Source organism: Geothermobacter hydrogeniphilus, from assembly GCF_002898515.1.
Lineage (GTDB): Bacteria > Desulfobacterota > Desulfuromonadia > Desulfuromonadales > Geothermobacteraceae > Geothermobacter_A.
The window spans coordinates 146,570-155,593 of the sequence record NZ_PPFX01000002.1 but is presented as its reverse complement, the minus strand read 5'-3'; the positions used below and the strand labels follow the sequence as shown (position 1 = coordinate 155,593).

The following is a 9,024-nucleotide window of genomic DNA, read 5'->3' as shown; positions in this document are numbered from 1 at the left end:
AATGTCCAAGGAAAAGTTTGAAAGAACAAAGCCCCATGTCAACATCGGCACCATCGGCCACGTTGACCATGGCAAGACCACGCTGACTGCCGCTATCACCAAGGTTCTCGCCGAAGCCGGCGGCGCCGAGGCGATGGCCTTTGACCAGATCGACAACGCTCCCGAAGAGCGCGAGCGCGGTATCACCATTGCCACCGCCCATGTCGAATATGAGACCGACACCCGGCATTACGCCCATGTTGACTGCCCGGGTCATGCCGACTACGTCAAGAACATGATCACCGGTGCTGCGCAGATGGACGGCGCGATCCTGGTCGTGTCCGCGGCCGACGGTCCGATGCCGCAGACCCGTGAGCATATCCTGCTCGCCCGTCAGGTCGGTGTTCCGGCGATGGTTGTCTTCCTCAACAAGGCCGACATGGTCGATGACGAGGAGTTGATGGAGCTGGTCGAGCTTGAAGTTCGCGAGCTGCTCTCCAGCTACGACTTCCCCGGTGACGATATTCCGATTGTGGCCGGCAGTGCTCTGGCCGCCCTCGAAGGTCGTGACGACGCCATTGGTAAAGACAAGGTTCTTGAACTGATGGCTCAGGTCGACAGCTACATTCCGACCCCGGAGCGTGACATCGACAAGCCTTTCCTGATGCCGGTCGAGGATGTTTTCTCGATTTCCGGTCGCGGTACCGTGGCCACCGGTCGTGTCGAGCGTGGGGTTGTCAAGGTCGGCGAGGAGATCGAGATCGTCGGCATGAAGGAGACCAGCAAGACCGTCGTGACCGGCGTCGAGATGTTCCGCAAGTTGCTGGACCAGGGGCAGGCCGGTGACAACATCGGTGTTCTGCTGCGCGGCGTGAAGCGCGAGGAGATCGAGCGCGGCCAGGTTCTGGCGAAGCCGGGCAGCATCACCCCGCACACCAGGTTCAAGGCCGAGGCCTACATCCTGACCAAGGAAGAGGGTGGTCGTCATACCCCATTCTTCAAGGGCTATCGTCCGCAGTTCTACTTCCGCACCACCGACGTGACCGGGATCTGTACTCTCCCCGAGGGGACCGAGATGGTCATGCCTGGCGACAACGTGGCGATGGAGATCAATCTGATCACCCCGATCGCCATGGACAAGGAACTGCGTTTCGCCATCCGCGAAGGCGGCCGCACCGTCGGTGCCGGCGTCGTCAGCGAAGTTATCGAGTAATTTAAGGGCATACAGGCCCCCTCCCGTGCGGGAGGGGGCTGAGGAATTTTTATCATGCGGGATATTGTTACTCTCGCTTGCACTGAGTGCAAGCAGCGAAATTATACGACCACCAAGAACAAGAAGACCACGCCGGACCGGCTTGAGTTCAAGAAATACTGTCGGTTCTGCCGCAAGCATACACCGCACAAGGAAACCAAGTAGTCGGTGATCATCCGGTCGTTCATGGTTTCGGCCGCAGTCCGCTGTGGCTTTTTGTCTGCAGGCCAGTAGCACAATTGGCTAGTGCACCGGTCTCCAAAACCGGGGGTTGGGGGTTCGAGTCCCTCCTGGCCTGCCACTTTAATAACCCTCTCCAGGATTGGAGAAGCGCATAGTGATTGGCAAAACGAACGAGTTTCTCGGCAACGTCAAGAGTGAACTGAAAAAAGTTACCTGGCCCACCCGCAAGGAGACCTACAGTTCGACCATCGTGGTGGTTGTACTGGTCATGATTGTTGCGGTTTTTCTCTGGGTGGTCGATTCGGCCTTGTCCACCGCAGTTCGCATGCTGCTTAATTGAAGGTGGAGGGGAGGTTCCGATGACGATGAAATGGTATGGAGTTCACACTTACTCCGGTTATGAAAACAAGGTCAAGGCCAATCTGGAAGAGCGAATCCGGCAGTTGGGCGCCGAGGAGGAGTTCGGTGAAATCCTGATCCCGTCCGAGACTGTGGTGGAACTGAAGAAGGGCGAACGCAAGACTTCTACGCGCAAGTTCTTTCCCGGTTACATCCTGGTGCAGATGGAATTGACCAACGAAACCTGGCACGTTGTCAAGGATACCCCCAAAGTGACCGGTTTTGTCGGCGGTGGTACCAACCCGCCCGCGATCCCGGACGAAGAGGTTGCCAAGATCGCAAGTCGGATGGAGGAAGGTGTCGACCATCCCAAGCCGAAGGTTGAATTTGAAGTCGGCGAGACGGTGCGTGTCATTGATGGCCCGTTTCTCAATTTCACCGGCGTGGTTGAAGATGTCAAGCCGGAGCGGGCGAAGCTCAAAGTCATGGTCAGTATTTTCGGTCGGGTGACCCCGGTCGAACTTGAATTTATACAGGTCGAAAAAACCAGCTGACGCTGGTCGCGATAGTTTTCACTCAAGGAGTCTCTCATGGCCAAGAAGGTTATTGGACAGATTAAGCTGCAGATCCCTGCCGGACAGGCAAACCCCTCGCCTCCGGTCGGCCCGGCGCTCGGTCAGCACGGTGTCAACATCATGGAGTTCTGCAAGGCGTTCAATGCCAAGACCCAGAGCGAAGCCGGCATGATCATTCCGGTGGTTATCACCGTCTATGCCGATCGCTCATTTTCCTTTATCACCAAGACTCCGCCGGCGGCGGTACTGCTGCTCAAGGCGGCCAAGCTGCAGAAGGGCTCCGGAGTTCCGAACAAGGAAAAGTGTGGCAAGGTTACGCGTGATCAGGTGTGGGAAATCGCCCAGATCAAGATGCCCGATCTTAACGCTTTTGACATTGAGGCAGCGATGCGAACCGTGGAAGGTACCGCGCGCAGCATGGGTCTCGAGGTTGAAGGGTAACATTCCGTTCCAGTTGGAGATTGAACCATGGCGGTAGGAAAAAAACATACTGAAGCCAAGGGCAAGGTCGATCGTGAATCGACCTACGCGCTTGATGAAGCGCTGGCGCTGCTCAAGGAAACTGCGCATGCCAAATTCGATGAAACCGTGGATATGGCGGTTCGGCTCGGAGTTGATCCGCGCAAGGCTGACCAGATGGTTCGCGGCGCGGTAGTGCTTCCCAACGGGCTCGGCAAGACGGTTCGTGTTGTTGTCTTCGCCAAGGGCGAGAAAGCCCAGGAGGCAACTGCTGCCGGGGCCGATTTCGTCGGCGGCGAGGACCTTGTCGAGAAAATCAAAGAAGGCTGGTTCGATTTCGATACCGCTATCGCGACGCCTGACATGATGGGAACGGTCGGCAAGATCGGCCGCCTGCTCGGACCGCGTGGTCTGATGCCGAATCCCAAGGTCGGCACTGTGACTTTTGAAGTTACCAGGGCGGTTGAAGAGGCCAAGTCGGGCAAGGTTGAATACCGTGTCGAGAAAGCCGGGATTATTCATGCCCCGGTGGGCAAGGTGTCCTTTGATGTTGAGAAACTGCAGGGCAATGTTCTCGCCCTGATGGATGCTCTGATCAAGGCTAAACCGAGTACTGCCAAGGGGACGTACCTGAAGAAGGTCAGTCTCTCAAGCACCATGGGCCCCGGCATCAATCTCGATGTCCCCGCCCTGCAGGCTCTGGTCAAATAAGAAAGATGAAGGATTAAAGACCTTCAACCTGACCTGTCGGTCAGTTCAGACATAGCTTTCAGCACCCGGTCAAAGACAGCAGGTACGCATGCGCGTTTAATGGAACTCGCCACCTGCCGAGGCCGAGGACGGAAGGACGACCTCTGAATCGTCTCTCCCGCGCCTCAGACTGGGTCCCGGACCCACGAGGCATCCGGAAATACCGAAGAAAGGAGGAGAGACGTTGAATCGAAATACGAAACAGGAAGTTGTCGCCGAATTGAACGGCAAGCTGTCAGCCGCGACCGCTACATTTGTGGCCGATTACCGTGGGCTGACTGTCGAAGAAGTCAATGATCTGCGTGGCAAGCTTCGTGAAGCTGGTGTTGAGTACAAAGTGGTCAAGAACACTCTGCTCAAGCTTGCCATCAAGGATACCGACAATGCCTGCCTTGAGGAATTTCTGAACGGCCCGACGGCGCTTGCCATCGCCGGTGATGACCCGGTGGCCCCGGCCAAGGTCCTCAGTGATTTTGCCAAGGCCAACGGCAAATTCGAGCTCAAGGGTGGATCCCTCGAAGGCAAGGCGCTCGACCTGGACGCCATCAAGGCACTGTCCGATCTGCCCAGCCGCGAAGTTCTGCTGGCCAAGATGCTCGGTTCGATCAATGCGCCGGTCAGCAACTTCGTTGGTGTACTGGCCGCCGTTCCGCGGTCCCTGGTTCAGGTTCTTGCCGCCGTGCAGGAAAAGAAAGCCGCCTGAACAGGGATTTGAAACAAAATTTTAAACACTTTCTATTTATACGGAGAATTGAATCATGGCTGAAGTTACCAAAGAACAGGTTATTGAGTTCATCGAGAACATGTCGGTGCTGGAACTGTCCGAACTGGTCAAGGAACTGGAAGACAAGTTCGGCGTGTCCGCCGCCGCTCCGGTTGCCGTGGCCGCCGGTCCCGTCGCCGGTGGTGAAGCTGCCGCGGCCGAAGAGAAAGACGAGTTCGATGTTGTCCTGACCGCTGTCGGCGACAAGAAGATCAACGTCATCAAGGTGGTTCGCGCCATCACCGGCCTGGGTCTGAAAGAAGCCAAGGAAATGGTTGACGGTGCTCCGAACACCATCAAGGAAGCGGCCGGCAAGGATGAGGCCGAAGACATCAAGAAGCAGCTGGAAGAAGCCGGCGCTTCGGTGGAACTCAAATAGTTCCTGATCCATACATTCTGTGTCAAGCCAAGGTCGCCTCGCGGCCTTGGCTATTCTTACTTTCATATGCCCGGGCTGTTTCCCACCGCCGTCAGCGGCCCTGGCGAGGGGTTGTTCCGGGCAATCGCCCCGAACAAGTAAAGTCTTGATTCCAAAGGGGTTCTGCGGACGCCCGGCCGGCGTTACGTGGACACATCAAAGGAGAACCCATGGCTTATTCGATTGCGAATAACCAGTTGCTGAGGAAGCACTTCGCCGATATCAAGAAAATTATTGATATCCCCAACCTCATCGACATTCAGAAAAACTCCTATAAACGTTTTCTGCAGTCTGACCTGCCCGCGTCGGCGCGTCAGTGCATCGGGCTGGAAGCGGTTTTTCGTTCGGTTTTTCCGATCCGCGATTTCAGTGAGACCAGTTCTCTGGAATACGTCTCCTATTCCCTCGGTACACCGAAGTACGATGTGGAAGAATGTCATCAGCGCGGTATGACTTTCGCCGCTCCGGTCAAGGTTCGGGTGCGCCTGGTTTCCTGGGATGTCGACAAGGAATCGGGAGTTCAGTCGATTCGTGACATCAAGGAGCAGGAAGTCTATTTCGGTGAAATTCCGCTGATGACCGAAAACGGCACCTTTATTATCAACGGGACTGAAAGAGTCATCGTCAGCCAGTTGCATCGTTCCCCCGGGGTCTTTTTCGACCATGACAAGGGGAAGACTCATTCCTCCGGCAAGATCCTGTTCAGCGCCCGGGTGATTCCCTACCGAGGGTCCTGGCTCGACTTTGATTTTGACCATAAAGATATCCTCTACGTGCGCATCGATCGTCGGCGAAAACTGCCCGCCACTGTGTTGCTCAAGGCCCTGGGCTACAGCACGGAGGAGTTGCTCAACTATTATTACGACACCGAACAGATTTCTTTCAGTGACGGGCAGTTCAGGAAAACCGTCAACCTTGAACTGCTGGCCGGTCAACGGGCCGAAACCGATGTCTGTAACAGCAAGGGAGAAGTTCTGGTCAAGGCCGGCCGCAAGTTCACCAAGGCCGCGCTGCGTAAAATCGAAGAGGCCAAGGTCGATTCGATCGTCGTGGCCGAGGAGTCCCTGGTCGGTCGTATCGCTTCCACTGACGTGGTGGACACCGCCACCGGTGAGGTGGTCATCGAGTGCAATGAAGAGGTGACTGAAGCCAAACTGGAGGAAATCAAGCAGCGTGGCATCGAGCAGTTCAACCTGCTGTTCATCGATAACCTCTATGTCGGCCCTTACCTGCGCGATACCCTGCTGCTCGACAAGGTTGCCAACGAGGAAGAGGCGATTATCGAGATCTACCGCCGCCTGCGTCCTGGAGATCCGCCGACCCTGCGCAGTGCCACCGCGCTCTTCGAGGGACTGTTCTTTAACCCCGATCGTTACGATCTCTCTGCCGTCGGCCGCCTGAAGCTGAATTACAAACTCGGGCTGGAGACTCCGCTGGAGCACAGCACGCTGACGAAGGAAGATATCCTTGAGGTGGTGCGCTACCTTGTTGACCTGCGCAACGGCAAGGGTTCCATCGATGACATCGATCATCTCGGCAACCGTCGCGTTCGCGCTGTCGGAGAACTGCTGGAGAACCAGTACCGGGTCGGTCTGGTGCGCATGGAGCGTGCCATCAAGGAGCGCATGAGCCTGCAGGAAGCCGACAGCCTGATGCCGCATGACCTGGTCAATTCCAAGCCGGTCTCGGCAGTGGTCAAGGAGTTCTTCGGCTCTTCCCAGCTTTCCCAGTTCATGGACCAGACCAATCCGCTTTCCGAGATCACTCACAAGCGACGCCTGTCGGCGCTTGGCCCGGGTGGTCTGACCCGTGAACGGGCGGGATTCGAGGTTCGTGACGTACACCCGACCCATTACGGGCGGGTCTGTCCGATCGAGACCCCGGAGGGACCGAACATCGGTCTGATCGCCTCGCTGTCGACCTACGCGCGGATCAACGAGCATGGTTTTGTCGAGACCCCGTACCGGATTGTCAAGGACGGCAAGGTGACCGCAGAGATCAAGTACTTTTCAGCGCTTGAAGAAGAGGGGCACGCCATCGCCCAGGCCAACGCGCCGCTCGACGACAAGGGCCGGTTCGTCAACGAACTGGTCAATGCCCGGCAGAGTGGTGAGTTCATGCTGATGAACCGCGATGACATCCAGTTGATGGATGTCTCTCCGAAACAGCTGGTTTCGGTTGCCGCGGCCCTGATTCCGTTTCTGGAAAATGACGACGCCAACCGCGCTCTGATGGGGTCGAACATGCAGCGCCAGGCGGTTCCTCTGCTGCGTGCCGACGCGCCGCTGGTCGGTACCGGCATGGAGCGGGTTGTCGCCCACGATTCGGGCGCCGCGGTGGTGGCGCGTCACGATGGTATTGTCGAGGCGGTCGACGCCGACCGGATCGTGGTCAAGATCGATGAGGGTGAGATTGACGAGACCGGCACCGGTGTTGATATCTACAACATGATCAAGTTCATCCGTTCCAATCAGAACACCTGCCTCAACCAGAAGCCGATCGTTGAAGTGGGTGATCATGTCAAGCGGGGCGAGATTATCGCCGACGGTCCGTCGACTCAGTACGGGGAGCTGGCCCTCGGCCAGAACGTATTGGTCGCTTTCATGCCCTGGCATGGTTACAACTTCGAGGATTCGATCCTGATCAGCGAAAAACTGGTCAAGGAGGATCGCTATACCTCGATCCATGTCGAGGAGTTCGAGTGTGTCGCCCGCGACACCAAGCTCGGCAAGGAAGAGATTACCGACGATATTCCCAACCTCGGAGAGGATGCTCTGGCCGATCTCGATGAATCCGGTATTATCCGCATCGGCGCCGAAGTCAAACCGGGTGATATCATGGTCGGCAAGATCACTCCGAAGGGCGAAACCCAGCTTTCCCCGGAGGAAAAACTGCTGCGCGCCATTTTCGGCGAAAAAGCCGGTGACGTTCGTGACACCTCGCTGCGGGTGCCGCCGGGGGTTGAAGGTGTGGTGATCGGGGCACGGGTTTTCTCGCGCAAAGGGTCCGACAAGGATGCCCGCACCGAGTTGATCGAGAATGCCGAAATCGAAAAACTTCTCAAGGACCAGGATGATGAGATCCGCATCATCCGGGAATCGGCCCACGGTAAGCTTGAACAGCTGCTGGTCGGCCAGACCTCGGCGGTTACTGTTAACGATGTGACCGGCAAGGTGGTCATCAGCAAGGGCAAAAAGCTTACGGCCGAATCCCTTGACAAGGTTCCCTTCAGCCAGTGGCAGGAGATCAGCCTCGCCAAGGCCGACGAGGTTGAGGAGAAGGTCGCCACTCTGTTCGCTCGTCTTTCCGAGCGGGAAGAGCTGATCCGCGGTGTTTTCAGCGACAAGATCGAGAAGCTCAAGCGTGGCGATGATCTGCCGCCGGGCGTGATCAAGATGGTCAAGGTTTATATCGCCATCAAGCGCAAACTTTCGGTCGGTGACAAGATGGCCGGACGCCACGGCAACAAGGGTGTCCTTTCCCGCATCCTGCCGGAAGAAGACATGCCTTATATGGCTGACGGAACACCGGTTGAGATTGTCCTCAATCCCCTCGGCGTGCCATCGCGTATGAACGTCGGGCAGATTCTGGAGACCCATCTCGGACTCGCCGCTCGCGGCCTGGGGCAGCAGATTCAGCAGATGATGGAAACCAGGTTCAGCACCGCGGCGATGAAGAAGCAGATCAAGTCGTGTTATGGTAATAAAGAACTGAATTCTTTCATTGACGGCCTTTCCGACTCTGAAACCCGCAGTCTTGCCCGCCGGCTTTCTTCCGGTGTGCCGATGGCGACGCCGGTTTTCGAAGGTGTCAGCGAGGAGCAGATGAAGGCGCAGATGGAGAAGGCCGGGGTTCCCACCAGCGGCCAGATGACCCTTTACGACGGCAAGACCGGCGAACCCTTCAAGGAACAGGTCACCGTGGGCATCATGTATATGCTCAAGCTGCACCATCTGGTTGATGACAAGATCCATGCCCGTTCCATCGGTCCCTATAGTCTTGTTACCCAGCAACCGCTCGGTGGCAAGGCGCAGTTCGGTGGCCAGCGTCTCGGGGAGATGGAGGTCTGGGCGATGGAAGCCTACGGCGCGGCTCACGCGCTGCAGGAATTCCTCACCGTCAAATCGGATGATGTTGCCGGTCGGACCCGGATGTACGAGGCGATCGTCAAAGGCAAGCACACCCTGGAGGCCGGCCTGCCCGAGTCCTTCAACGTGCTGGTCAAGGAACTGCAGTCGCTCTGTCTCGATGTAGAGCTGCTGGAAGAGGACGACGCGTAAAAAAGCTGCCATCCACTAAGGAGGAT

Annotated in this window: 9 protein-coding genes and 1 tRNA gene; all 10 read left to right on the top strand. The window is 57.0% G+C overall.

Translation table 11 applies throughout. From position 1 onward, the window contains the following. Position 1: 1 nt before the first annotated feature. The 10 genes from tuf (at position 2) to rpoB (ending at position 8,998) form a co-directional block, all read left to right on the top strand. The gene (gene tuf, locus C2E25_RS01860) at positions 2 to 1,192 is read left to right on the top strand and encodes an elongation factor Tu (protein WP_103114089.1); all 1,191 of its coding nucleotides are present in this window, start codon (positions 2 to 4) and stop codon (positions 1,190 to 1,192) included. Positions 1,193 to 1,243: 51 nt separating this feature from the next. Continuing rightward, positions 1,244 to 1,396 carry a 50S ribosomal protein L33 gene (gene rpmG / locus C2E25_RS01855; RefSeq protein WP_420094615.1) on the top strand — a complete coding sequence of 51 codons (153 nt, stop codon included), beginning with the start codon at positions 1,244 to 1,246 and terminating at the stop codon, positions 1,394 to 1,396. A 59-nt stretch (positions 1,397 to 1,455) separates the two neighbouring features. Next, positions 1,456 to 1,532 (top strand) — tRNA-Trp (locus tag C2E25_RS01850). 36 nt (positions 1,533 to 1,568) lie between these two features. Further along, positions 1,569 to 1,754 (top strand): preprotein translocase subunit SecE, encoded by a 186-nt coding sequence (gene secE / locus C2E25_RS01845; protein WP_085009348.1) that lies wholly within the window; start codon positions 1,569 to 1,571, stop codon positions 1,752 to 1,754. Positions 1,755 to 1,773: 19 nt separating this feature from the next. Next, complete coding sequence (nusG, locus tag C2E25_RS01840) at positions 1,774 to 2,307, top strand: transcription termination/antitermination protein NusG (protein ID WP_085009347.1); 534 nt, start codon at positions 1,774 to 1,776, stop codon at positions 2,305 to 2,307. Positions 2,308 to 2,343: 36 nt separating this feature from the next. Continuing rightward, positions 2,344 to 2,769 carry a 50S ribosomal protein L11 gene (rplK, locus tag C2E25_RS01835; RefSeq protein WP_103114095.1) on the top strand — a complete coding sequence of 142 codons (426 nt, stop codon included), beginning with the start codon at positions 2,344 to 2,346 and terminating at the stop codon, positions 2,767 to 2,769. Between the two features lie 27 nt (positions 2,770 to 2,796). Continuing rightward, on the top strand, positions 2,797 to 3,498 hold the full coding sequence (gene rplA, locus C2E25_RS01830; RefSeq protein ID WP_085009345.1) for a 50S ribosomal protein L1: 702 nt from the start codon (positions 2,797 to 2,799) through the stop codon (positions 3,496 to 3,498). A 223-nt stretch (positions 3,499 to 3,721) separates the two neighbouring features. After that, positions 3,722 to 4,240 carry a 50S ribosomal protein L10 gene (gene rplJ / locus C2E25_RS01825; RefSeq protein WP_085009344.1) on the top strand — a complete coding sequence of 173 codons (519 nt, stop codon included), beginning with the start codon at positions 3,722 to 3,724 and terminating at the stop codon, positions 4,238 to 4,240. Between the two features lie 55 nt (positions 4,241 to 4,295). After that, complete coding sequence (gene rplL / locus C2E25_RS01820) at positions 4,296 to 4,679, top strand: 50S ribosomal protein L7/L12 (protein ID WP_103114094.1); 384 nt, start codon at positions 4,296 to 4,298, stop codon at positions 4,677 to 4,679. A 209-nt stretch (positions 4,680 to 4,888) separates the two neighbouring features. Next, the gene (rpoB, locus tag C2E25_RS01815) at positions 4,889 to 8,998 is read left to right on the top strand and encodes a DNA-directed RNA polymerase subunit beta (protein WP_103114093.1); all 4,110 of its coding nucleotides are present in this window, start codon (positions 4,889 to 4,891) and stop codon (positions 8,996 to 8,998) included. Positions 8,999 to 9,024 lie beyond the last annotated feature (26 nt).